This window comes from Rhizobium sp. BR 249, from assembly GCF_047445895.1.
Classification (GTDB): Bacteria; Pseudomonadota; Alphaproteobacteria; order Rhizobiales; family Rhizobiaceae; genus Rhizobium.
Genome location: NZ_JARWKX010000012.1, coordinates 124,747 through 148,234 on the forward strand (window position 1 = coordinate 124,747; position 23,488 = coordinate 148,234).

General features: G+C 60.9%; 19 protein-coding genes and 1 pseudogene. 14 read left to right on the forward strand and 6 right to left on the reverse strand.

The genetic code is table 11. From position 1 onward, the window contains the following. Window positions 1-128 precede the first annotated feature (128 nt). From QD408_RS13645 to QD408_RS13660, 4 genes and pseudogenes are all read left to right on the forward strand, one after another. Window positions 129-2,033 carry an ABC transporter substrate-binding protein gene (locus QD408_RS13645; RefSeq protein WP_088683766.1) on the forward strand — a complete coding sequence of 635 codons (1,905 nt, stop codon included), beginning with the start codon at window positions 129-131 and terminating at the stop codon, window positions 2,031-2,033. Between the two features lie 117 nt (window positions 2,034-2,150). Continuing rightward, window positions 2,151-3,155: an ABC transporter permease gene (locus tag QD408_RS13650; protein ID WP_088683767.1), complete on the forward strand. Its 1,005-nt coding sequence runs from the start codon at window positions 2,151-2,153 to the stop codon at window positions 3,153-3,155. Between the two features lie 3 nt (window positions 3,156-3,158). Next, window positions 3,159-4,016, forward strand: a complete 858-nt coding sequence (locus tag QD408_RS13655) for an ABC transporter permease (protein ID WP_414139662.1) — start codon at window positions 3,159-3,161, stop codon at window positions 4,014-4,016. Window position 4,017: 1 nt separating this feature from the next. Beyond that, window positions 4,018-4,491, forward strand: a pseudogene (locus tag QD408_RS13660) (ATP-binding cassette domain-containing protein); the annotation flags it as partial. A 570-nt stretch (window positions 4,492-5,061) separates the two neighbouring features. Here the strand turns inward: QD408_RS13660 and QD408_RS13665 are convergent. The 3 genes from QD408_RS13665 to QD408_RS13675 form a co-directional block, all read right to left on the reverse strand. After that, complete coding sequence (locus QD408_RS13665; RefSeq protein WP_414139663.1) at window positions 5,062-5,973, reverse strand: HNH endonuclease; 912 nt, start codon at window positions 5,971-5,973, stop codon at window positions 5,062-5,064. A gap of 726 nt (window positions 5,974-6,699) precedes the next feature. Then, a complete protein-coding gene (locus tag QD408_RS13670) occupies window positions 6,700-7,194 on the reverse strand; it encodes a GNAT family N-acetyltransferase (RefSeq protein ID WP_414139664.1) in 495 nt (164 codons plus the stop codon). Beyond that, the gene (locus tag QD408_RS13675; protein ID WP_088683452.1) at window positions 7,191-7,487 is read right to left on the reverse strand and encodes a DUF1778 domain-containing protein; all 297 of its coding nucleotides are present in this window, start codon (window positions 7,485-7,487) and stop codon (window positions 7,191-7,193) included. Before QD408_RS13675 ends, QD408_RS13670 begins: the two co-directional genes overlap by 4 nt. Before the next feature lie 294 nt (window positions 7,488-7,781). Here QD408_RS13675 and QD408_RS13680 point away from each other — a divergent pair, with 294 nt between their 5' ends. From QD408_RS13680 to QD408_RS13690, 3 genes are all read left to right on the forward strand, one after another. Continuing rightward, window positions 7,782-9,014, forward strand: coding sequence for an HlyD family secretion protein (locus QD408_RS13680; RefSeq protein WP_414139665.1), 1,233 nt, complete (start codon window positions 7,782-7,784; stop codon window positions 9,012-9,014). Then, on the forward strand, window positions 8,996-10,990 hold the full coding sequence (locus tag QD408_RS13685) for a glycosyltransferase (RefSeq protein WP_414139689.1): 1,995 nt from the start codon (window positions 8,996-8,998) through the stop codon (window positions 10,988-10,990). The genes QD408_RS13680 and QD408_RS13685 overlap by 19 nt, the downstream gene beginning before the upstream one ends. 152 nt (window positions 10,991-11,142) lie before the next feature. Beyond that, window positions 11,143-11,448 (forward strand): hypothetical protein, encoded by a 306-nt coding sequence (locus QD408_RS13690; protein ID WP_414139666.1) that lies wholly within the window; start codon window positions 11,143-11,145, stop codon window positions 11,446-11,448. Window positions 11,449-11,512: 64 nt separating this feature from the next. On the opposite strand, the gene QD408_RS13695 is transcribed toward QD408_RS13690, so the two are convergent. Then, the gene (locus QD408_RS13695; protein WP_414139667.1) at window positions 11,513-12,409 is read right to left on the reverse strand and encodes a GGDEF domain-containing protein; all 897 of its coding nucleotides are present in this window, start codon (window positions 12,407-12,409) and stop codon (window positions 11,513-11,515) included. Between the two features lie 203 nt (window positions 12,410-12,612). Between QD408_RS13695 and QD408_RS13700 the strand changes: the two genes are divergently transcribed. The 7 genes from QD408_RS13700 to QD408_RS13730 all read left to right on the forward strand — a co-directional run bounded on the left by QD408_RS13700 (window position 12,613) and on the right by QD408_RS13730 (window position 20,332). Then, the gene (locus QD408_RS13700; protein ID WP_088683456.1) at window positions 12,613-13,050 is read left to right on the forward strand and encodes a hypothetical protein; all 438 of its coding nucleotides are present in this window, start codon (window positions 12,613-12,615) and stop codon (window positions 13,048-13,050) included. A 231-nt stretch (window positions 13,051-13,281) separates the two neighbouring features. Beyond that, a complete protein-coding gene (locus QD408_RS13705) occupies window positions 13,282-16,269 on the forward strand; it encodes an ATP-binding protein (RefSeq protein ID WP_414139668.1) in 2,988 nt (995 codons plus the stop codon). Window positions 16,270-16,284: 15 nt separating this feature from the next. Continuing rightward, entirely contained in the window at window positions 16,285-17,427 is a 1,143-nt protein-coding gene (locus tag QD408_RS13710) for a YcaO-like family protein (RefSeq protein ID WP_414139669.1), read from the forward strand. Beyond that, window positions 17,384-18,184, forward strand: a complete 801-nt coding sequence (locus tag QD408_RS13715; protein ID WP_414139670.1) for a TfuA-like protein — start codon at window positions 17,384-17,386, stop codon at window positions 18,182-18,184. Before QD408_RS13710 ends, QD408_RS13715 begins: the two co-directional genes overlap by 44 nt. Before the next feature lie 42 nt (window positions 18,185-18,226). Beyond that, complete coding sequence (locus QD408_RS13720; protein ID WP_414139671.1) at window positions 18,227-19,447, forward strand: hypothetical protein; 1,221 nt, start codon at window positions 18,227-18,229, stop codon at window positions 19,445-19,447. 20 nt (window positions 19,448-19,467) lie between these two features. After that, the gene (locus QD408_RS13725) at window positions 19,468-19,944 is read left to right on the forward strand and encodes a hypothetical protein (RefSeq protein ID WP_088683461.1); all 477 of its coding nucleotides are present in this window, start codon (window positions 19,468-19,470) and stop codon (window positions 19,942-19,944) included. 25 nt (window positions 19,945-19,969) lie between these two features. Further along, window positions 19,970-20,332, forward strand: coding sequence for a hypothetical protein (locus tag QD408_RS13730; RefSeq protein ID WP_088683462.1), 363 nt, complete (start codon window positions 19,970-19,972; stop codon window positions 20,330-20,332). Between the two features lie 87 nt (window positions 20,333-20,419). On the opposite strand, the gene QD408_RS13735 is transcribed toward QD408_RS13730, so the two are convergent. Next, entirely contained in the window at window positions 20,420-21,790 is a 1,371-nt protein-coding gene (locus tag QD408_RS13735) for an alpha-glucosidase/alpha-galactosidase (RefSeq protein ID WP_414139672.1), read from the reverse strand. Window positions 21,791-21,812: 22 nt separating this feature from the next. After that, window positions 21,813-23,480, reverse strand: coding sequence for an ABC transporter ATP-binding protein (locus QD408_RS13740; protein ID WP_088683464.1), 1,668 nt, complete (start codon window positions 23,478-23,480; stop codon window positions 21,813-21,815). Between the last annotated feature and the right edge of the window lie 8 nt (window positions 23,481-23,488).

The following is a 23,488-nucleotide window of genomic DNA, read 5'->3' on the forward strand; positions in this document are numbered from 1 at the left end:
AGGCGAGCCGGAGGGATGGTTCACTGAGGCCGGGGCTTGTGAAGCCCTGGTGGCTGCGAACCGACAACCGCGACGTGCCCATGCGTGCCTCAGCGGCCGCCATATCGTCGCTTTCTAGGGAGGAGTTCATGCAACAGTGGAAGAGGCTCGCATTTGGCGTCGCGCTGGCCGCACTCGGCCTGACAGCGACGGCCAAGGCCGATGACTATACCTCCTTGCCGCGCAAGGAGACGCTCATCGTCGAAAATCCGGAAGGGACGATCAAGAATCCCGGCTGGTTCAACATCTGGGTCAATGGCGGCGGCGGTGTTTCCACAGGCCTGCAGCAGCTGACCATGGATACGCTCTGGTATATCGACCCCGAACAAGGGCTTGGCGGCGCGGCCTGGGACAATTCGCTCGCCGCCGACAAGCCGCAATATAATGCCGACTTCACCGAGATGACCGTGAAACTGCGCAAGGGGCTCTTCTGGAGCGACGGCGTGGAATTCACCGCCGATGACGTCGTCTATACCGTCAAGACGCAGATGGATCACCCCGGCATGATCTGGAGTGCGGCCTTCTCGGTGCAGGTGGCAAGCGTCGAGGCGACCGATCCCCAGACCGTGGTGTTCAAGCTGAAGAAGCCGAATTCGCGCTTCCACGCCATCTTCACCGTGCGCTGGAACGGCGCCTGGATCATGCCCAAGCACGTGTTCGAAAAGGTGGCCGATCCGCTTCGCTACGATTTCGCCAATCCCGTCTCGCTCGGCGCCTATAAGCTGAAATCCTACGATCCGCAGGGCAAATGGTATACCTGGGAGAAGCGCGACGACTGGCAGCGGACCTCGCTTGCCCGCTTCGGCGAGCCGGCCCCGAAATATGTGACCTATACCGATCCCGGCCCGCCGGATAAGCGCACGATCGCGCAGCTCGAGCACAATCTCGATATCATTCACGACAATACGCCGGAGGGCATGTTCACCCTCAAGGAGAAGTCGAAGACCATCGACACCTGGTTCCCGGGCTTCCCCTTCGCCCATCCGGACCCGACGCTGCCGGCTGTCATCTTCAACAACCAGAATCCGCCGTTCGATAATGCCGATGTGCGCTGGGCGCTGGCGCTGCTGATCGACATCAAGGCCGTCGACATGGCGAGCTACCGCGGGGCGGCGACGCTCTCGGCGCTCGGCGTGCCGCCGACGGCGGTCGCCATGAAAGACTATCAGGCGCCGATGCAGGACTGGCTGAAGGATTTCGAGATCGATACCGGCAAGAGCAAGATCAAGCCCTATGATCCGACGATCGGTCAGCAGATCGCCGATATCCTCCGCAAGCAGCCGAAGTTCAAGGACCAGATCCCGACCGACCCGCAGGCGATCAGCGACGCCTTCGGCTACGGCTGGTGGAAACCGGACCCGAAAGCGGCCGGCGAACTTCTGGAAAAGGCGGGCTTCAAGAAATCCGGCGGCAAATGGCTGACCCCTGATGGACAGCCCTTCAAGATCCGCATGACGGTGGAGGGCGACACACGCTCCGTCTTCACCCGGGCCGGCACGCTGATCGCGCAGCAGTGGGCAGCCTTCGGCATCGACGCCAAGGCGGTGCCGGCCACCAGCCTCTGGCAGGTGGCGTTGCAGCCCGGCGATTTCCAGGTGGCGATTGCCTGGAGCGTCGAGACCTGGGGCGGCGATCCCGATCTCTCCTTCTTCCTCGACAGCTGGCATTCCCAGTTCGTGGCGAAGAAGGGTGAGGTTCAGCCGCCGCGCAACTGGCAGCGCTGGTCCAATCCGGAGCTCGACAAGATCATCGAGAGCATCCGCGGCATCAGCGCCGACGATCCCAAGGGCATCGAGCTCGGCAAGGATTATCTGAAGCTCGTCGCCCGCGAAATGCCGACGATCCCGCTGATGTCCTATAACGTCTTCACCTCGATGGATACGACCTATTGGACCGGTTATCCCACCATCAAGGACCCCTATACCGATCCGGTGCCGAACTGGGCGAACTCCAGGCTCATGATGGTCAAGCTCAAGCCGGCTCAACCGAAATAATCCTCCCAACGCCGGCGCGTGAGCCATCGCGCCGGCCCCCTATCGACGGGCATGGGGCCCAACCACCCGTGCTCGTCGATCCTTTCCAGAAGGGAACCAGAGAGGAACCACTGCCTTATGACGTCCTATCTGATCTTTGTGCTGAAGCGGTTTGGTCAGTTTCTGCTCGTCGTCTTTCTCGGCGTGACGATCACCTTCTTCGTCACCCACCTGACCCCGATCGATCCGGTCGAAGAAAGCATAGGCGCCATCACCCAGATGGGTCAGTCCGATCCGAATGCGATCGAGCTGATGCGCCAGTCGCTGCGCGAGCTTTACGGCCTCGACGGCTCGATCTGGCAGCAATATCTGCATTTCTGGCTGCGGCTGATGACGGGCGATCTCGGCCCCTCGCTCTCGGCCTTTCCCACGCCCGTCTCCACCATCATCCTGCGCTCGCTCCCCTGGACGATCGGGCTGATGACGGTCGCGACGCTGATCACCTTCGTGCTCGGCAATGCGATCGGCGCGCTTGCCGGCTATTACCGCAAGAACATGGTGCTGAAGGGCGTCAGCCTCGTCTTCATCGCGCTGCTGCCCATTCCCTATTATATCCTCGCCTTCGTGCTTCTCATCGTCTTCGGCTATCTCTGGCCGGTGCTGCCGATCAATGGCGGCTATGAGATGAACGCCAATCTCGACCTCTCCTTCTCGTTGGTGCTCGATATCCTCGAACACTCGATCCTGCCCGCCCTGTCGCTGATCCTTGTGGGCGCCGGCAGCTGGCTGATCGGCATGCGGGCGCTCGTTTCCAACATCATCACCGACGATTACGTCGTCTTCGCCGAGCTCGGCGGCGTGCCGAAGCGAAAGATCCTCCGCTCCTATATCGCCCGCAACGCCATGGTGCCGCAATTCACCGGGCTTGCCATGTCGCTCGGCGCGATCTTCAACGGCACCGTCATCACCGAAATCGTCTTCGGTTATCCCGGCATCGGCAACCTTTTGATCTCGGCGGTGCATGCCGGCGATTACAGCCTGGTGCTCGGCCTCAGCGCCTTGTCGATCGTCGGCGTCGCCGCCGCGGTCTTCATCATCGACATTCTGAGCCCGCTGATCGATCCGCGCATCAAGGTGGAATAGAACATGTTTACGATCGTCCGCGACCTCGCGCGCCAGAACCTGGAATTCCTCTGCGGCCTGCTGCTCTTTGCCATCATCGTCGGCCTGATCATCATGTCCTATTTCTCGCCCTACGGCGCGACGGACATCTATCTCCTGCCGCCCGACATGCCGCCGGACGGCGAATATTGGCTCGGCACGACCTCACGCGGCCAGGACGTTTTCTGGCAGTTGACGACGGCGCTGCGCAACACGCTGTTCTTCGGCATCGGCGTCGCCTTTCTCTCGCGCATCATCTCGCTGGTCGTCGGCCTTCTCGCCGGTTATGCCGGCGGCGCGGTCGACCGGGTGCTGATGGCGATCAACGACAGCGTCATGGTCATCCCGCAATTTCCGCTGCTGATCCTGTTCTATTTCGTGCTGAAGGACAGCATGACCTGGACCGTGCTGATCGTCATCATGGCCTCGCTCGGCTGGTCCTATGATGCGCGCCTGATCCGCTCGGTGGCGATCGGCCTGAAGACCAGGCCCTTCACCACCCAGAGCGTCTATTCCGGCATGACGACGCGCAAGATCCTGGTGGAGGAGCACCTGCCCTATGTGCTGCCGATCGTCTTCGCCACCACGATGAACAACATGATCTGGTCGATCGGCATGGAGATCACCCTCTCGGTGCTCGGTTTCACCGATATCGAGACGCCGACCATGGGCATGATGATCTACTGGGCCAATGCGCATTCGGCGCTGATTTCGGGAACATGGTGGTGGGTGGCCGCCCCCGTCGCGGCCATCGTCATTCTCTTCCTGGCGCTCTTCCTGCTCTCCATGTCGATGAACGAATACAATGATCCGCGCAGCCGGCTGAACCGGATGGGAAGTTAGCATGGAGAATTTGGTCGAAATCCAGAACCTGAAAGCCTATTACCGCGCCTTCCTCTACGGCGTCGATCGCGAAGTGCGCGCCGTCGACGATATCAGCCTGACGATCGGCCGCGGCGAGGTCTATGGCGTTGCCGGTGAATCGAGCAGCGGCAAGACGACGCTGATCAAAACAATCGCCGGCGCCATCCGCCCGCCGCTCAGGGTCGTCTCGGGCAACGTCAAATTCCATTTCGGCGGCGGCACCCAGGATATCTACGCCATGACGCCGGATGAGCGCATGGCGCTGCGCTGGAAGCATCTCTCCTATATCATGCAGGGCTCGATGAACGTGCTCAATCCGGTGCGCCGGATTCGCCACTCCTTCACCGATTTCGCCTTCCGCCACATGAAGGTCAGCAAAGCTATCTTCTTCGAGAAGGTCGCCGCCCACCTGCAGCGGCTGAAGCTCGATCCGCATTTGCTCGATGCCTATCCGTTTATGTTTCAATCGTTCCATATATTTCGGATGTGATGCTTTGCGCTCAGGAAGCGTGTGGATCGGAGGCCTACGCAATGAGTAGAGAGCGTATTATGCCATTTACAGACAACGAGGAGGATTTGAGACAGCTCGATAACTTAAATATCAAAGCACGCGACGTAGTTGCTTCGCGGCCTCGCCGACCTTTCGTCGCCAGACTAATTGATACTGACCGGGTGATGGTTTTCGAACGCAAAATGTAGCAGTTGAAAGGATAGGAACTATCGACCGCTATTTTGCGTGAGAGCTTGAGCACACCGACCTTCTCATCACTTCCCAGATCTTCTCTTCAGACGACTCGAACTGAACGCGGTGTAGCGCCATCGCTCTGGCAAAAAGGCACGGCGCCAATTTTATATTGGCGAGCTTCGTAGATTAGCCGAAACGCGGGACGACCGCTCAACATCATTGCTGTGGCAACCCCAGCGTGATCGCGCACCTTCAGCAGGATTTCCGAAACGTGATTTACATCGATACGATGTCTTAATGCATTGGAGAGCGGTGTCGTTGACGCTGCAGCGCATCTACCTAGTGCTTGAAGCAATTTTCACGGTGCCACCGGAGAAAATGGGGATGCGGCCGCTCGAACGGCTTTGAAGGCACAATTGCTCTTCCAGTCTTGTTGATTAGTCCTCGAATGCTCTCCGGATCGTTGGCTTGCCGCGAGATCAGAATATGGAGCTCATCCGAGAGCCCGATCAGCCCTCGGTCGAACATCCAGTGCGCGGTGCCGGACAGAGCAATGCCGTTGGTGAGGATGTCGGGTCCGTTTGCCTCCACGGGGCGGATATGTGCGGCATCGACTTCCGCACGGCCGCCGCCATTGATGAGCTTCAAGCCGGTGATTGCGCAGCGTTTGTCATAGGCCTGCAGAACGAGCCGGCGAAACAGCCGATTGCGAACGATCCGAGACGAGAGCTGCATGACTCGGTCGCGCTCGTGCTCAAATAGGAACGGCGCCTGAGCTCCTTCTTCAAACCCATCGGCAGGGAGCGCTGCTCCCGGCTCATCCAATCGAGGCAGTTCAGGCTCGTGTTCGTCCAGGCCAATCGACACGATGCGATTGAAATCCGCCGCCGATATCGGGCGCACTGCGGCCTGTGCTCTGCCGGAAATCCGCCCCTCCTCATTCAGCACGCCTCGCTCAATGACACCGTGCGGCCCACTGAACGGAACGGCATTGATGAAATCGAGGTAGCTGCCCGGCTCGATGAGTGCCACATACATGCCGAGCGCCTTCGGATCCGGAATGACCTGAGCTACCTTGGCGATGGCAAAATAGCCGCGGGTTGCCGCAACCTTGCGCGGCTCGTAATAAACGATCCAGTCTCCGAGGCAGGCTTGCACGCGACCGAGATACTGGCGCGGGAACTGATATTGTTCTGCCGGGCTGTCGTCGTAGATCGAATCTGAGCGGTGAATGAAAACCCCGAATCCCATATCCGATGCGTAGCACGGAAAGCCGCCAATATCGCCAAAACACTCGTCGACACATACGAAGTAGCCGCCTGACCGCGGCAGCGCCGACGTGAGTGCGGATGAGATGAGCGGAATCTAATGCAGAATATTGTGGGATTGACGACACCGATCCGCCTAACCTCTTGACGAATCAGCAGAAATATGCTATTCCGCGATCAGCCTGATCGGGAGCGGAAAGCGTGTTAACGCTGTGCTACTGATCTGCTTCATAGAGCGCTTTCCGCTCCCGATCAGGCTGAGGGACGACCTCGCGAGCTTGCTCGCGAGGAAACGAAGAGGGAAAAAAGCAAGGCGTCGACTTTTCTTTGCGGCTGTCAATTTTGTTTTCTTATCTCTCTTGGGGGACATGGTCGTAAACCTAGTTAAGTTATTGTTTCTGGTGCTATTTTAGTAGAATTTTCCGAAATTTTCAAGCCTTAGCGAGGCTGCCATCTGGCGCACCGGCGTTTCCTCCAGCTCGAGACCTAACCCCTTCTGGTTGCCGTGGCATGACACGGCACAAAAATCCGATGAGCAAGGCGCCGGCAAGCAAAGGCGCCTCCGGTGATTTCGGAACTGTCAACGAGACGGCGCCGACGTCCGAAAATTCCTGGAGCAGCAAATTCGCACGCGCTGGCGGCACCGGATACCTCGCTGATACATATCCCCTGGCCGTTGGAGAAGTGCACGAATTGCCCGCAACGAGTGTCAGCGCAGCGCGCTATTGAGATCATGCAACCCAACCATCAGCATCATCGGGTCGGATGGCGAGGACAGGAAGCCGACCGCCTCATAGAAAGCGCGGGCGTCGTCGGAAATCGCATGCACCAGCAGGCCGCGGATTCCGAGGATGTCTGCGGCATTGAGCAGGCGCAAGCCCGAATCGCGCACCAATGCTCTGCCGATACCGCGTCCCTGGTAAGACTGATCGATGGCGAGACGGCCAAGCACGGCAACCGGAATCGGATCGGGCATGTTACGCCGAAAACGGCCGGGCGCTTCCGGCTGCTTTACCGCGCCTGAAGCTAGCGCATAATAGGCAATGACTTTGTTTCCCTCGCACACGACGAAGGTACGCGATGCGCCGCCTGCCTGATTGGCGCGGGCGCGGCGACGCAGCCAATTATCCAGTTCAGGCACGCCGGAACTGAATTCGGCCAGTTCGTGATGGTCGGCCAGGGGTGTCGGCGGGCTGAGGGTCACGCCTCATCCCATGGCGCTTTGGTCGACATGGTCCGTTTCAGGCGCGCATTCGGCTGTGCGGGCGCATCCAGGCGGGCAAGGTATTCGGCATGGATTTCGGGGCTGACCGTGAATATGGTACGGTCGAGCAGCACTTCCTCGGCGCGGCGCTCGGAAGCCTCCAGCATAAAATCCGTGCGGGTCTTGCCCAGCAACTCGGCGGCGCGATCGATCAAGTTGCGGGTCGCAGGCTTGATGCGCATATTCAGCGGCACGCTTGTGTCCGGACTTTTGTTGGTGTGCGAGGTGGGCATGGGAACTCCTATCTGGAGCAGATATAGCGTAACGACGATATCTTTACAAGCTCTGTAAAGATATCGTCGTTACGTGTTTTGTCGGCGATGTCCTGACCTCCATGAGAATATCTTCGGCCGGCTGGCGGATGCGGCCAATCCCACCATCTCGTCCCGCCACCCTGCCTGCCGAACATTTACGACCATCACTTGTCTATTGCGTTTCTTTGCGTTAGCTTATGCAAGATTTAGTTGTATCCATTGTACTAGATCGATAGGTCGATGGATGCTGAAGCGATACCTTCGGATGACGCCATGATCTGGAACCATCGCATCACACGCATCACTGTCGGCCTGCTGCTGCTGGTGCTCATCACTGTCGTCTCATTGCCGGCGATCACCGGGTTTACGAGCCTTGACGGCACGGTCAACGCGCGTTTCGCTATCGTCAATGCACCGATCGACGGCACGATCGCGGAAGAGCCCCTCAAGGTAGGCAGCCCGGCCAAAGGGGGACAGTCTCTCGCAGAGATCAGAAATCCTCGCGTCAATCGCGCGATCCTCGCTTCGCTCGAAGCAGATCGCAACACGGCGCTCGACCGCGTCGCGGCGCTGAAAAAGGAACGGGACGAGCTCTCTCAGCTTCGCGAGGAACTGTCCGCCAGATTGGAAGTCTACCGGCAGACCACCATCGCCAATCTTGAACGCGAAGTCGAAATCCTGCGGAAGAAAGTCGAGGTGTCGCAGGCTCAGGATCTGGTCGCGCAGGTCGACCTGAACCGCCGGATGGCGCTCGAGTCAAAGGGCATTCTGACGCAGAAGCTGGTCGAGGCCGCGCGCGCCGCCGGTGCGGCGACCGGCGGCGAGGTCGAAATCAGCAATTTGACCGTCGATCAATTGCAACAAAGGCTCAATGCGGTCCGCCAAGGCATCTTTGTCTTCGGCGACGGACAGAATGATGTGCCCTATTCGCGACAGCGCGAGGACGAGGTCATCGTTCACATCAACGACCTGAACTCGCGCATCGCGGAAAATGAGACACGCGCCGCCGAAGCGCAAAAACAGCTCACCGAAGAGAAAAACCGCGTCAGCAGCCTTGAATCCGCGACCGCAATAGCACCGTTCGACGGCGTTGTCTGGAGCAGGAGCATCGTCGACGGTTCGAACGTCGTGCTCAACAACGAGTTGATGCGCCTCCTCGACTGTCGAGAGCTGTTTGTCGATATCCTTGTTCCCGAGGTCGATTATGACCAGATCTATCCGGGACTTGCCGCGCAGGTGCGCTTGTTCGGCCGCAGCGATGTCTTCAAGGGTACGGTCATTTCGGTCAGAGGCAGCTCGGCGGCTGTCGAGACCGATTCCTTTGCCGCCAGTCTGCCGCCATCGACACAGCGTAACGCCCGTATTCGGGTCCGCCTCGATCCTTCCTTCATGAACGACGATTTCGCGAACTTTTGCCAAGTGGGACGCAGCGTGCAGGTACGGTTTTCCAAACACCGCATCGACGTGTCAAATTGGGTCAAAAAGCTGTGGTTCAGTATCTTCTAGCGCTGGTTCCCACCTTTTTCGTACTGGCTTTCTTTTTCCTGGGGCCTTTCAATTGGTCGCGCCATCGCACCTGGACGCGGGCGGTGACCTGCGCGTTCGTGGCGGCAACTGTATTGCGCTACATGTTGTGGCGCCTGACGGAGACCGTGCTTCCCTATCCCAACGACGGCCTGAATTTCTATTGGGTCTGGATCCTCTTCGTGGTCGAGATTCTGGCTTGCGTCGAAGTGGTCCTCTTTCTGATATTGATGAGCCGCTACGTCGACCGGAGTGCGGAAGCGGACAGGCTGGCCGGCGTTTTCTTTGCGCGCGACGAGCGCGAACTGCCGACTGTCGATGTTTTCATTCCGACCTATAACGAGCCGCTCGACGTGCTCGAGCGAACCATCATCGGCGCGCGCGCGCTGGATTATCCTGCCGACAAACTGAACGTGTATGTGCTCGACGACCAGCGCCGAGACTGGCTCAAGGCCTATTGCGAGGAGAAAAACGCCATCCATGTCACGCGCGGCGACAACAGCCACGCCAAAGCGGGCAATATGAACAATGGGCTCAAGGTCAGTTCGGGCGAGTTTATCGCGGTCTTCGACGCGGACTTTGTTCCCTATCGACATTTCCTGCGCCGGACGCTGCCTTTCTTCAGCGACGAAAGCGTCGGCATCGTCCAGACGCCGCAACATTTCTTCAATGCCGATCCGGTGCAATCGAACCTCGGCCTCGAGAATATCTGGCCGGACGAGCAGCGCCTGTTCTTCGACGAGATCGCCCCCAGCCGAGACAGCTGGGACGTCAGTTTCTGCTGCGGATCATGCTCGGTTGCGCGCCGCGAGGCGATCGACGCCATCGGCGGGTTTCCGACGGAGTCGATCACCGAAGACCTGCTGACAACGCTTTCCATGCTCAACAAAGGCTACAAGACGCGCTATCTGAACGAGCGGCTGTCGATGGGATTGGCCGCCGAAAACCTGACCGGTTATTTCGTACAGCGCGAACGGTGGTGCCAGGGCGGTATTCAAACCCTGTACCTGTACAATGGCCCGCTGCGCGGCCCCGGATTGACGCTGTTTCAGCGGATCATGTTTCTGCCGATATCATGGCTGGTGCAATATCTGGTCCGTCTCACGATATTGCTCGTCCCGATCGTCTATCTCTGGCTCGGCCTGCTGCCGCTCCATTTCACGTCCATAGCTGATTACGTGTCGCATCAGGTGCCGCTGCTGGCGGCGTATTTTCTCCTGATGCTGTGGATCACCCCGACGCGTTATCTGCCTGTGATCTCGAGCGCAGTCGGGACTTTTGCGGCATTCCGTATGTTGCCGACCGTGATCTCCAGCCTGGTGAGACCATTCGGCAAACCGTTCAGGGTGACGCCGAAGGGCAGCGGCAACGAGGCGAACCAGTTCGACCGCTACAGTTTTGCCTGGATCGCCGGCCTGATCACGATCACTGTCGTTGGCCTGCTGGTCAATATCGTGCCGGAAACGGCGCACACACAAGGTCAGTTTTCGCCGGTCGCCGCCTTCTGGTCGGGGATCAATATCATCGTCCTGCTCATCGCGTCGCTGATCTGCTTTGAGAAGCCTCGGCGCCTGTTTCATGCATTCAAACTCGATGAAGCCGCCACCGTCGACGATGTGCCCGGCCAGGTCGTCAGTCTGGCGCTTGATAAGGCGGTCGTCGCCGTCCCCAACATGGCCCGATTTCAATCCAAATCGGTCATGCTGAAACTCCCCGGCTTCGCCCCGTTCCAGGCAGAGCTCAGACACGTCACTCAACGACGAAGGAGCATAAGCCGTACCGGTGACAAGCAAGCTTACTACCTGCACCTCTATTTCGAACTCAGTGGCGCTGCGCGCGACAGCATGATCGTGAAACTCTACACCGGTCAATATTCGCAGGACATTCGCGACATCGACAAAGTCGCCGTCTCTCTCAACCTTTTGCTGCGGTCGTTCGGGCGAACGCGCACGTTGTAGCCGGCATTCAAAGCGCGGATAGTTCGCGCCGGCGAGGAACGGTCGCACGCGTCACGAGTTAAGGATCGACAGACAATAGGTCCCGCAAACTTTCAATTGACCCTTCCCTTTGGCAAGGCGACACTCGACCTGCAGCAAGGCAGGAGGAAACAATGGACGAACCAGATCGCTGGCGCCACATGGCAAGTGCTCCGAAAGACGGCAGCCGGATTCTCGTCACGATCCGCCCGTCCGAACAGGGGCCGGCGGAGGTTGATCTCGCCTATTGGTCGAATGGCGATCAGTTCGGTGGGGAAGGCTGGCGCGCCTCGGATTCCTCGCCCGGCCACATCATCGAATATGCCGAGCCGGAGTTGAAGTGCTGGATGCCGATGCCCTCGGCCAATCTCGGGCGCAGCGCGATCCCCTCTCCCTGGGAGGGCGATGACGGACCGCAGCTCGACGGTTCGGGGATTTGAGATAACGCGGCCGATGAGATCGGTTCTGGCCGCGGCGGGCAGGTTCGGATTGCCGTTCTGAACCCTACGCTGCGCGCACCCTGTCCCGGCCGCTCAGCTTGGCGGCATAGAGCGCCTGGTCGGCGCGCCGGTAAAGATCGGAGGCGCTGTCTGACGGGGCGCAGGCGGCGATGCCGGCGGAGCAGGTGTAGCTGAAGTCGGGCGAGTCCGGCAGGGGCCGGGAGAAGCGGATCACCGTCAGCATGCGCTCGACCATATCGATGGCGTCCTCCGGCGCGGTTGACGGCATCACGAGCAGGAATTCTTCTCCGCCGACCCGCCCGAAACAATCGTTGCGGCGAACATTCTGATGGATGCGATGGGCGAAATCGCGCAGCACGATATCCCCAGCGTGGTGGCCGAGCCGGTCGTTGATGCGCTTGAAATTGTCGATGTCGAAGACAGCGAGGCATCCGGCGTTTCCGTGTTTTGCGGCTGCCAGCATGTCGTCGACGCGCGCCATCACGAAGCGGCGGTTGGCCACACCCGTGAGTTCGTCGGTGTAAGACGCCTTGATCGCCTGGTCGCGATCCTGCCGGACAGTCCTGCCATGTGTTCTGAGACCGGTGATGTCGCTCGCGATGCACAGCATCCCGCCGTTCTTCTCGACCGCCTCGGTCATCCAAAGCCATCGGCCATCGCACAGATCCGTCTCGAAAGCGCGATAGCCGATCTTGCCGCGTCGCGACTGGGTCGAGCGCAGCCACTCCTCGAAATCGCTCGCCCGGATGACGGTGCCGCGCCGCAGCTCGAAATTGCGCCGCATGAGATCCGGCCAGAGTGGCGATTCATCCGGCTCGATGAAATAGGCCGAGCGGAAGGCGCTGTTGGCATATTGCAGCCGGTCATCACCGTCATAGACCGCAATCAGCGTTTCGGTCCGTGCGGAAAGATGCAGAAGCTGTTCGACTATTGCGTCCATACCCAACCTTGTCTGGTGGCCTTGGCATGACATGGCGCAGAAATCCTACGAGAAAAGAGCCGGCCGGCAAGCAAAGGCGCTTCCAGTGCTTTAGGAAACGTCAACGAGATGCGGTGTCCAATCGTGATTGGACATCGGCTGCGACCTGAGCGAGGCTGTTCTTGGAGGCGGACCGTCTATTTTTTCGGAGATAGGAGGCCGAGATGGAACAGTACGCATTAGACCAGTTGAAGAACATCGCAAAGGTCAGCACGACCTGCACGCGCCTTGACTTGACGCGGCGCGAGCGGCTCGAACGATGGGCCGAAAGTCTCGAACGCAGCCCCAGGCCGTTTCTCAGGACGCTTCACGAAACCGAGTATAGCCCGATTGCAGAGCGGCTTGCCCTCAGGGATGACGACACCCCGATCTCCGTTGCATTCGCTGATCCCATTCTGCGGGCGGCAGGAATGGAAGACGATACCTATGGCGAAGCCAAACGGTTCTTCGAACTCAGCGACGAGCAATTGCACGGCCTTGTCTGCTTCTGCCATTTCGGTGAACAGGTCAGCGCGGCAACACTCGCGCGCCGTGTTCGAAAGATGGCGGATTACCAGCCAGGCGGTTTTTTCGCTCAGCTTCGTGCGTTCTTTGGATATTGAGGCCAAAGGCCTCCTGGCGCTGTAATGCCGGCGCCCGCCGTCGTGGTGAATGGGTCGCCACGGCGAACGGCATGTGCGGCATTCACATGCGCCGCAGTCTGGCGGGTACGGCTGATGATCAAGCCGCAGCCCAGCTGAACTTATATATTAGCGTTGCCGCACGAAAAGCTTGCATGCAAGCTATAAATCGGATGTCCTGAGAAAGACTTCTGTGGTGTTGGGCGACCCCGAATGAAAACCCTCGACGCGCGAATTCGGTTCACAGGTGAACGGCGCCAGGTCACGGCCCTTTTCTATGACATTGTCGGCTCCACGGAACTCCTGTTGCGGAGCGAGCCGGAGAAATTCTTTCGCTCCGTCTCGGCATTACATCAGAGCGCCGAGGCGATCATCAAAAAGCATGGCGGCTTTCTTCATCAGCGGCTCGGCGATGGAGGATGCTGCTTCTTCGGTTATCCCGACCAATCCGAAGATGCGGCTGAAAGCGCGGTGCAGGCTTCGCTTGATTTGCTGGGCATTGCCGCGAGCGTCAAGGCAAAGCCGCGCACCGCTTTCAGGCTGCGGATCGGGGTTGCCACAGGTCTGGTCGTCTTCTCCACGCAGGGGGACGAGATCGTCGGCACGGCGCCCGTGCTGGCGGCGCGCCTGCAGGCAGAGGCCGAACCGAATTCCATCCTGGTCGCCGGCTCGACCGTTCAGCTCACCCGGCACAAATTCGACTACAGCCTGATCCGGAAGGCGAGGCTCAAGGGCTTCGACGATCCGGTCGCGCTCTGGCGCCCGCGCGAGCGGGATCGGTTACGATCGGCGCCGTCGCTTTCGCATGAGTGGGACCGGCCGATCCGAGGCCGGGAGAGAGAGCTGGCCACGCTGTCGGGCGCCTGGGATTCGGCCCGCGAGGGCCGGGGCAGCGCGATCACCGTGATCGGCGAGGCCGGCATCGGCAAATCCAGGCTGATCGGCGAATTTTCCCGCAGCCTGTCGCAAACGCCGCACGAGACCCTGGTCTTCCAGTGCGGCAGGCGCCTGGAAAGCCAGCCGCTGCACCCGTTCGTGTCTTTTCTCGAAAGGCTTGTGGGCGAGGCTTCGGTTCTGAAGGAGGGCGACAGCGGGGCTTTGCTGCAGGCGCTTCAAGCATCCGGCCGAAAGGTCGATGCGGGCGTCGCCGACACCATTCTCGCCTTCACCTCGGAGCGATCGCCGGCGGCCTCGCGCAATATTCGCGTGTCGGATCTGTCGGGGCAGGCATTCCGGCGGGAGGTAATCGAAGCTGCGGCCGGGATCCTGGCATGCAGGGCGGCGGCCCCGACGCTGCTCGTCTTCGAGGATGTCCACTGGGCCGATGGCATGACGCTGGAACTGATCGACCGGCTCGGATCGCTCGCCGGCCAGCTGCCTCTTCTCGTGGTTCAGACATCGAGGATCAGGCGGTCCCTGGCGCTTGCGAGCGAAATCGAACTGTCGGGCCTGGCCGCCGGCGCGGTGCGTGATCTCGTCGCCTCGATCTGGGGCGAGCCTCCGCCGCCGGGCTTGGCCGATTTCATCCTGGATCAATGCGACGGCATGCCGCTCTATGCGGAAGAACTGGCGACCTTCTTCCGGGCAAGGCAACCGCTCGGCAAGGCTCCATCCGAATGGCAGGGGCTGCTCAGGGAAGGCGGCGTCACTTCGCTCAACGATCTTCTGGCCGCCAGACTGGCTGCGACCGGTTCGGCGCGGCGGGCGGCGCAATTTGCCAGCGTCATCGGCCGCGAATTCAGCCTGTCGCTGCTCGCCTACCTCCTCGAAGGGGTCGACCGGCAGGCGGTCGATGTCGCCGTCGAGCGGCTCCTCTCCCAAGGCATCATCGAGCCCTCTTCCGTCACCCCCGGTTCGTTTCAGTTCCGGCACGTGCTGACCCAGGAGGCCGCCTATAGCAGCCTGCTCAAGAGCGACCGGCGCCGCATCCACAGGCGGATCGCTGATCTCCTGATCGCAGAAGCAAAGCCCAGCCTGCCGGCCGCCATCGCCGCCTGGCAATGCGCGGAAGCCGGCCTGCATGATGCGGCGGCGAGGTTTGCCCTGGCGGCGGCGGAGCTCAGCGTTCTGCGCTCGGCCATGCATGAGGCGAACGTGTCGCTCGAGCTCTGCGCGCGGGAGGTCGCAAGCCTTTCCCGGCGCCATCCCGATCGCGCCGAGCTGGCACTGGGCCTGCTCGAACTTCAGGGCGTCGTTGCCACGGCGCTGGAGGGCGAGGGCTCGGACAGCGCGCGGCGGGTCTATTCCCGCGCCATGCAGCTTCTGCGCAAACAGGCCTCGGACGTTCGCGTCAAACACTTCCCGGTCTATTGGGGATGGTGGTTCACGGCGCCGAACATTCCGGCGCAGCAGTCCCGCGCCCGCATTCTCGTCGGTGACATGCAGGCGGTCGAGGATCAGGAGACGAGGCTTCAATCCTATCATTGCGGCTGGGCGACGAGCTTCCACGCCGGCGAGCATGAATTCTGCCTCGATTGCGTCTCCAAGGGCCTCGGCCTTTACGATCCCGAGAGAGCCATCAGAAACCGCGCCTTCTTCGGCGGGCATGACGCCAGGGTCTGCGGCCTGGGCGAGAGCGCCCTCTCCTATCTGCTCCTCGACGATGGCGATGCCAGCGAACATGCGATCGGGCAGTGCCTGGAATGGGCAGCCGCGACCGATCACGCCGGCAGCATGGTTCATGCGCTCTATTACGCAATCGTGCTTCGCCGCTGCCAGAGCCGCTATGACGACGTCCATGCGCTCGGCGAAGACATGCTGGCGCTTGCCGAGCGGCACGGCCTCGCCGCCAGCCAGGCGCGCGCCAATATGTATTGCGGCTGGGCGGAGCTGATGACCTCCGCCGGCAAACGCGGCCGGGAGCGCTTCCAGGGCGGTCTGCTGCTGCAGCAGCAACTGGGCACCGACGATAATTTCTCCATGCACAGCGACATGCATGCGCAGGTGCTGCATCGGCTCGGCAAGCCCGCCGAAGCGCTCGCCACCCTTCATACGGCGATCCATGTCGGCCGCAACAGCGGCCAGCGGTTCTGGCTCGCAGAACTCTATCGTCTCAGCGCAGGGCTGAGAAGAGAACTGAACGAGCCTCCCTCCCTGATCAAACGCGACCTGACGAGAGCGATCCAGATCGCCGAAGGGCAGAAAGCCGCCTGGCTCGCTGACCGGGCGAGCCGCGTCTTGGCCGAACTGCCAAGGGCGTAGGGGCAGGAGGGCGCGATGGACGACGCGGTGCTCGACACCATCTTCGATGCCCCCCTCTCACCGCCCCCCGATCCCTGGCAGACGGTGCGGCGCATCCTGGCGCGCAAGCATGACTACGGGATCACCAGGCTGGGCTCGGTCACAGAACTCGACCGGATCGGCATTCCCGTCGTCCAGGTCGTCAGGCCGCGGGCGCTTTCCGTCGCCGTCAGCCAGGGCAAGGGTTTGACTGTGCCGCTGGCGGCGATATCGGGCTTGATGGAATCGCTGGAGGGATGGGCCTCGGAGCGGATTGCCCCGGACCGCATCTTCACCGCGGCCATCGGCGAGATGAACCGACAGGGACACTGGTCGCACCTTTGCGCCGGGCGTGACGCCAAGAGGCTTTCCTGGATCGACGGGCTGGATCTCCTTTCCGGCCGGAGAATTCCTGTCCCGCTTGCGCTTGTCGATTCCGCCTATACCGTTCCCTCGCCGCATCCCCATTGGCTGCCGCGGGACACGACCGGCCTTGCGGGCGGCACCAGCCTGCAAGGCGCGGCAATGCATGCCTGTCTGGAGATTCTGGAGCGGCAGGCGCGATGCACCGCGATGAAGACCCCGCATTTCTTCGACCGCTTCCAGATCGACAGCCGCTCGGTCCGCTCCGGCCGCGCCGGCGAGGTCATGCAGCGGCTCGCCGAAGCCGGTTTCGTCGTCGGCATCTGGCAGATCCCGGCGCCGCACGCGCTGCCGGTCTACTGGTGCCACGTGATGGAAGATGCAGGCCGAGCGCCCTTTGCGCCCCTGCCGGCCGAAGGCTTCGGCTGCGACTTCAGCCATGACCGGGCGCTGACCAGCGCATTGCTCGAAGCCTGCCAATCCCGGCTGGGGGTGATTTCGGCGGCGCGGGACGATATTGCGAGCGACGTCTACGCATATGCCGATACCTCGGAGCTTGCCGCATGGCGCAGCCAGCTCGCGAGGGGTGGCCGCGCCTATGCCGCCGGTGACTGTTCCAGCGGCCGCTCCATCCCGCCGGTCATCGAGGCGCTGAAACTCGCCGGCGCGACGGCGGCAATCCTTGTGGCTCTGCATTGCGACGATCGCATTCCCCTTCACGTCGTCCGGGTGGTTGCTCCGCCGCTGGAAACGAATCCGGAGGCGGATCTTGCGTGACGATATCGTGGTTTTTCTCGGCCCCACCCTCTCCGCGTCAGAAGCGCGGAAATATCTCGACGCGATCTATCTGCCTCCCGTCGGCTGCGCCGATGTCGTGCGGGCGGTGGCAGATCACGCTCCCTCAGTGATCGTGCTGATCGACGGCGTCTTCGCGCAGCGCCCGGCCGTTCGCCACCAGGAGATTCTCTGGGCGATGGCCCGGGGCGTACGCATCTACGGCGCGGCCAGCATCGGCGCGCTCAGAGCGGCAGAACTCGCGCCTCAGGGAATGATCGGGCACGGATTGATCTACCGCTGGTATCGAAGACATCCGCTCGCCGACGATGCCGATGTCACGGTGCCGATGGCGCCTGCCGAACTGGGGTCACGAGCCTTGGGCGACGCTCTCATCGACATGAGGCTGAGCTTGAGAAAGGCCGAATGCGCCGGGGTCATCGAAAGACGGCTGCGGCATGAACTCGAGGCGCTGGCGCGGTCGCTGCACTTCAGCGAAAGGTCGTTCACCCGGCTTCTCCAGGCGGCGGAAAACAATTCCGGCGCCGCCGAACGGCTTGCGGCGCTACAAGCATGGCTGAAAGCCGGGGCTGTCAATCAGAAGCGAAGCGATGCGGTAAATCTTCTGACACATCTCGCCGATCACAAGATAAACTCCCGGGGAGAATCGAATTCTTTCGAATTTGAACTTACGGAATCCTTCGCAAACGACATGCATTACTGCAAAATGCTCGAAACACTATTGCCGAAATGCAAGTAGCACTGGTATAGTGGACGATCGGTCGGCGTTGGGCAACGAGCGGTGGGGGCAGCAGTGGATGCCATCACACATCCGCAGGGCGCAGGGGACATAGCGGCTTCGGAGCGGCCGCTCGGGACGCGTTTCCTCGTTTTTCCCCAGCCACCCTTCATTCCCGGCTATGAAAAACCCGAAGTGGTGTGGATCGGATCATCCGCCGGACCGATACTGGCCGGGCCGTCCGACAGCCGGATCTATGTGGCCAATCCCGTCGAGCCGAAATCGCCCTATGCGGCGCCCTATATCCCTCCCTATCCCGGCCTTTTGCAGCCGCCCGCCGAGCCCGGCCCGGACGGACATTTCGATCACATCGGACCCGGTTCACCGGCATTCCTTTCGACACACAGCTATGCCTGCGCCCGCCGGGTGCTCGATATCTGCGAGAGTTATGCCGGGCGCCCGATCCGCTGGTTCTTCGAGCCGACGCTGGAACGGCTGGAAATCGTCCCCCGCATTCCCCATTGGCAGAATGCGCAATCCGGCTTCGGTTTCCTGGAACTGGGCGAGAGCGAGCCTGAAGGCCCGACATCCTGTTTCGCGCTGAATTTCGACGCGGTCGCCCATGAAATGGGCCATCTCATTCTGCTGAGCGAACTCGGCCTGCTCGAGGGCGACGGCTCCGGCAGCGATTTCTTTTCCTATCACGAAGCGATCGCCGATTTCATATCGCTGTTGGGATTGCTGCAATTCGATACCGCTCTAGACCGGCTGCTTCGCCGCACCAGCGGGAATCTGCTGCTGCACAATGAACTCGACAGGTTTGCCGAGCTCAGTGACGAGAAACAGCTCCGGTCACTCAACAACTCACTGCGCATCAATGATGTCAGCCAGGAAGTGCACGATCGGTCGAAGCCCTTCGCGGCCGGCCTCTTCGACTGCCTGGTGGAAGTCTACCAATCGCTGCTCTTCGAGCGCGGGCTGTCGGATATCGATCCGAGGAAGTTCCGCGACCTTCGCCAGCAGATGGCGCCGGCGCTGATGGAAGAGGGACTTCGGGCATCACCAGCATCCTATGAACGGACGCATTTCGCAGCGAAAGCCGCCCTGCAGGAGGCGCGCGACGTGATCGGCGAAGCGGTGACGCGCTCCTGGAACTATCTCGACCCGGACAGCCTGACCTTCGAGGCCGGGGCTTCGGCCCTGCTCGAGGCCGCCTGGCGGGGGCGCGGGCGGGTTTACATCGACCAGCTTGAAGACTGCATGAGGTGGCGCGGCATTCTTTAACCAAACGACGGGAGGCATCGATGGCAGACGACAGCGTTCCAGCACCTTCACTTCCTGGACTTCCCTATGTGGCGGGTCAGATCATACTCTACGGCATAGACTTGAATGATGCTAAAGGTCTTACGCGTTTGGACGTTGGACTGGCCAGCAAAGCCGAACTCCAAATAAAATTGGGGGGTCCGGCGCATATAACCGGATCGACCGTACTCGCCTATGGCTACGCTTTCGACGGTCACTGCTATCGGTTTGACTCCAACCGGATCTTTATTGTCACAGGACCAAATGCCGAACCTGCAGAGGGTTGCGGCTTCGATAAAGCGCTAGGCTATAAGATGTGGCGCATCAGCAGCGCGGAACAGATCCTGGAGATTTCAACAGCTCTCGGCGACGCGAAAACGCTCATTCTGGACTCGCAGTTACCGGGTAAAAGATCGCCCAACTCCTACGCCATCACCCTCAGAATGGCACATCGCAATGGTCGCCTCGGTAACGACTAACCGGCTTTCACATGGAGGAACAATCATGCCATGTATAGTGAAAATCAATTTCAAGAAAGCTTACACAGCAGTCACGGTGACCAACGGGCATAATCCGTACGTCGACAAAAATAATGTCACGCTCGAAAATTTGAATGTGCTCGCTAACGCAACCTATGAAATATCCGTGGCGCTCATCAACGGCGTAGGTGCGGTTATCACCTATGCAACGGATGGGGCTGACAATCTTCGCTTCACATACACTATCCCTGATGATTGCGACGGCAACGGGAACATAAATGTTCCCAAGACAGCCGCTGTATCGCAAGCAGCGTCGCAAGCCGATTTTGAGAAGCTTGCACAAGAGGTCGAGGCCTTGAAGGAGCGGTTCGCAGCCAGTCCGAGGTAGCAAGTTGCCGTTCCCCATCCCCAAACAAAAACCCCGCGGTCGTTGCCACACCGCGGGGCTCTTTGACGCCTTACCCGGGAGAGGGGGTCAGGCGGCCTTGATTTTGCTAGATGTGCGCGCCCATTCGGGCAGCCAGTCGCCGTGGGCAGCGAGCAGGTCGTCGACCAGCGACCAGATCTGGTCGAGGTCGAGTTCGGCGGCCGTGTGCGGGTCCATCATCGCGGCGTGGTAGATGTGCTCGCGATTTTCGGTCATCAGCGCCTGCACCGTCAGTTCCTGCACGTTGATGTTGGTACGCATCAGCGCCGTCAGTTGCGGCGGCAGGTCGCCGATGAAGGTCGGCTGGATGCCGGAAGCGTCAACCAGGCAGGGCACTTCGGCGGCGCAATTTTCCGGCAGCGAGGTGATGCAGCCATTGTTGCGGACGTTGCCGTAGATCACCGAGGGTTCGCCGGTCCAGACCGAATTGATGATCGAGGAGGCATATTCCTTCGACGGCTGCACCTCGATCTTGTCGGCCGAGCGATAGGCTTCGGCCTGGCCCTTCCAGCGCTCGATCTGCTCGATGCAGCGCTTCGGATATTCGTCGAGCGGAATGCCGAATTTCTCGATGAGGTCCTCGCGGCCCTCCTTGATGAAATAGGGCGTGTATTCGGCGAAATGCTCCGAGCTTTCGGTGACGAAATAGCCGAGCCGCGTCAGCATCTCGTAGCGCACCTTGTTGGGGCAGCGCGGGTTCCAGCCGGGCTTCGGCGCCCTGCCCTCGCGGTAGCCGCGCAGGAGATCGGGATAGAGGTTGCGGTAGGAGCCGTCGGCCTGGCGATGCTCGAATTTGAGATAGAAGGCCATGTGGTTGATGCCGGCGGCGCGATAGCGGATTTCCTCGTAGGGAATGTCGAGGTCATGCGCTAATTCCATCGCCGTGCCCTGCACCGAATGGCAGAGGCCGACCTGGCGGATGGTCGGATATTTCTCCGATATCGCCCAGGTGTTGATCGCCATCGGGTTGACATATTGCAGCATGATCGCATTGGGGCAGACAGCGAGCATGTCCTCGCAGACCTTCCACAGGTGCGGCACGGTGCGAAGCCCGCGCATGATGCCGCCGACGCCGAGCGTATCGGCAATCGTCTGGCGCAGACCGTATTTCTTCGGCACCTCGAAATCGGTGACGGTGCAAGGCTCGTAGCCGCCGATCTGGAAGGCGACGACGACGAAATCGGCGCCTGAAAGCGCCTTGCGCTGGTCGGAATAGGTCTCGGCTTTCGCCTTGACGCCGAGCGTCGAGATCAGCTTGTTGACGACGATGGCGCTTTCCTCAAGCCGCTGCGGATTGAGATCCATCAGCGCGATGGTCGCGCCCGAGAGCGCCGGGCGTTGCAGCACGTCGCCGATGATGTTCTTCATGAAGACGGTGGAGCCTGCTCCGATGAAGGTGATTTTGGGATTTCCTGCCATTATAGCCTCCGGCATTCGATAATCATGCTACCTCGAAAGCGGCCTTGACGAGCCGTTCGGTGTAAGCGGTCTTGGGATGGGTGAGAACTTCGCTGACGGGTCCCTCTTCGACGATTCTGCCATGCTGCATGACGATGACGCGATGGCAAAGCGCCCTGACGACCTTGAGGTCGTGGGAGATGAAGAGGTAGCTCAGGCCCCGCTCGTCCTGCAGCTTGCGCAGCAGTTCGATGATCTGCGCCTGGACCGAGAGGTCGAGCGCCGACGTCGGTTCGTCGAGCAGGATGAATTCCGGCTCCAGCGCGATGGCGCGGGCGATCGCGATGCGCTGGCGCTGGCCGCCGGAAAATTCATGCGGGAAACGCGACAGGATATTGCCGGGCATGCCGGCGGCGACGAGCGCCTCGCGCACCCGGTCCTGCCGCTCGCCGCGCGTGGCGCCCAGCCGGTTGACGACGAGCCCCTCCTCGATGATCTGGCCGATCGTCATGCGCGGGTTGAGCGATGAAAACGGGTCCTGGAACACCACCTGCATACGGGCGCGCAGGGGCCGCATTTCGGCCCTCGACAGGCCGTGGATCGGCTGGCGGTCGAAATGGATCTCGCCGGCCTGGGGCGTGTTCAGCCGCAGGATCGCCTGGCCGAAGGTCGTCTTGCCGGAGCCGGATTCGCCGACGAGGCCGAGCGTTTCGTGACGGCGCAGCGTCAGGCCGAGGCTGTCGACGGCGACAAGCTCGCGCATCTCGGGCTTGAGGATGGTGCCATGGCGCATCATGAAGGAGACGCGCACGCCCTTGGCGTCGAGGATGACATCCGACCCTTCCGGCAGCGGATTGGCCTCGCCGCGCGGCTCGGAGGCAAGCAGATGCCGGGTATAGGGATGCTGCGGATTGGCGAAGAGCGCTTCGGTGACGTTGTGCTCGCGCACTTCGCCATGCTGCATCACATAGACGTAATCGGAAAACTGCCGCACCACCGTCAGGTCATGGGTGATGAGGATCACCGCCATCCCCAGCTCTTTCTGCAGGTTGCGGATGAGGTTCAGGATCTGCGCCTGCACGGTGACGTCGAGTGCCGTCGTCGGCTCGTCGGCGATCAGGACGTCGGGATCGTTGGCGAGCGCCATGGCGATCATCACGCGCTGGCGCTGGCCGCCGGAAAGCTGATGCGGATATTGCTTGAGCCGCGCGGCCGGATCGGGGATCTGCACATGTTCGAGCAGTTCGAGCGCCCGCTTTTCCGCATCCCTCTTGCTGATGCGGCGATGGACGCGGATCGCCTCGACGATCTGACTGCCGATCGTATAGATCGGGTTCAGCGAACTCATCGGCTCCTGGAAGATCATCGAGATGCGGTCGCCGCGCAGCTTTCGGCGCGCCCGCTCGGAAAATTTCAGGATGTTGCTGCCGTCATAGGAGACCGTCGATTTGTCGGAAACGACGGCGCGTTTCGACAGCAACCCCATCACCGTTCGCGCCGTCACCGATTTGCCGGAACCGGATTCGCCGACGATGGCGATCGTCTCGCCGCGATAGAGCTGGAAGGAGACGTCCTTGACGGCTTCGACCATGCCGTCCTCGACCTTGAAATTCACCGCGACGTTGCGGGCGTCGATGATCGGCGCTTCCGAGCGGCCATCATGGTCGTGACGGACGGGCGGGGCGAAGGAATTGACCAGTGCAAGAGCCATATCAATCA

Excerpts from the sequence above, each read along its gene's own strand:
- QD408_RS13710 (WP_414139669.1), top strand. The coding sequence starts at position 16,285 with ATGGACGACGCGGTGCTCGACACCATCTTCGATGCCCCCCTCTCACCG.
- QD408_RS13665 (WP_414139663.1), bottom strand. The coding sequence starts at position 5,973 with ATGGGATTCGGGGTTTTCATTCACCGCTCAGATTCGATCTACGACGAC.
- QD408_RS13695 (WP_414139667.1), bottom strand. The coding sequence starts at position 12,409 with ATGGACGCAATAGTCGAACAGCTTCTGCATCTTTCCGCACGGACCGAA.
- QD408_RS13690 (WP_414139666.1), top strand. The coding sequence starts at position 11,143 with ATGGACGAACCAGATCGCTGGCGCCACATGGCAAGTGCTCCGAAAGAC.
- QD408_RS13725 (WP_088683461.1), top strand. The coding sequence starts at position 19,468 with ATGGCAGACGACAGCGTTCCAGCACCTTCACTTCCTGGACTTCCCTAT.
- QD408_RS13645 (WP_088683766.1), top strand. The coding sequence starts at position 129 with ATGCAACAGTGGAAGAGGCTCGCATTTGGCGTCGCGCTGGCCGCACTC.
- QD408_RS13730 (WP_088683462.1), top strand. The coding sequence starts at position 19,970 with ATGCCATGTATAGTGAAAATCAATTTCAAGAAAGCTTACACAGCAGTC.
- QD408_RS13735 (WP_414139672.1), bottom strand. The coding sequence starts at position 21,790 with ATGGCAGGAAATCCCAAAATCACCTTCATCGGAGCAGGCTCCACCGTC.
- QD408_RS13740 (WP_088683464.1), bottom strand. The coding sequence starts at position 23,480 with ATGGCTCTTGCACTGGTCAATTCCTTCGCCCCGCCCGTCCGTCACGAC.
- QD408_RS13700 (WP_088683456.1), top strand. The coding sequence starts at position 12,613 with ATGGAACAGTACGCATTAGACCAGTTGAAGAACATCGCAAAGGTCAGC.
- QD408_RS13705 (WP_414139668.1), top strand. The coding sequence starts at position 13,282 with ATGAAAACCCTCGACGCGCGAATTCGGTTCACAGGTGAACGGCGCCAG.
- QD408_RS13680 (WP_414139665.1), top strand. The coding sequence starts at position 7,782 with ATGATCTGGAACCATCGCATCACACGCATCACTGTCGGCCTGCTGCTG.
- QD408_RS13650 (WP_088683767.1), top strand. The coding sequence starts at position 2,151 with ATGACGTCCTATCTGATCTTTGTGCTGAAGCGGTTTGGTCAGTTTCTG.
- QD408_RS13675 (WP_088683452.1), bottom strand. The coding sequence starts at position 7,487 with ATGCCCACCTCGCACACCAACAAAAGTCCGGACACAAGCGTGCCGCTG.
- QD408_RS13655 (WP_414139662.1), top strand. The coding sequence starts at position 3,159 with ATGTTTACGATCGTCCGCGACCTCGCGCGCCAGAACCTGGAATTCCTC.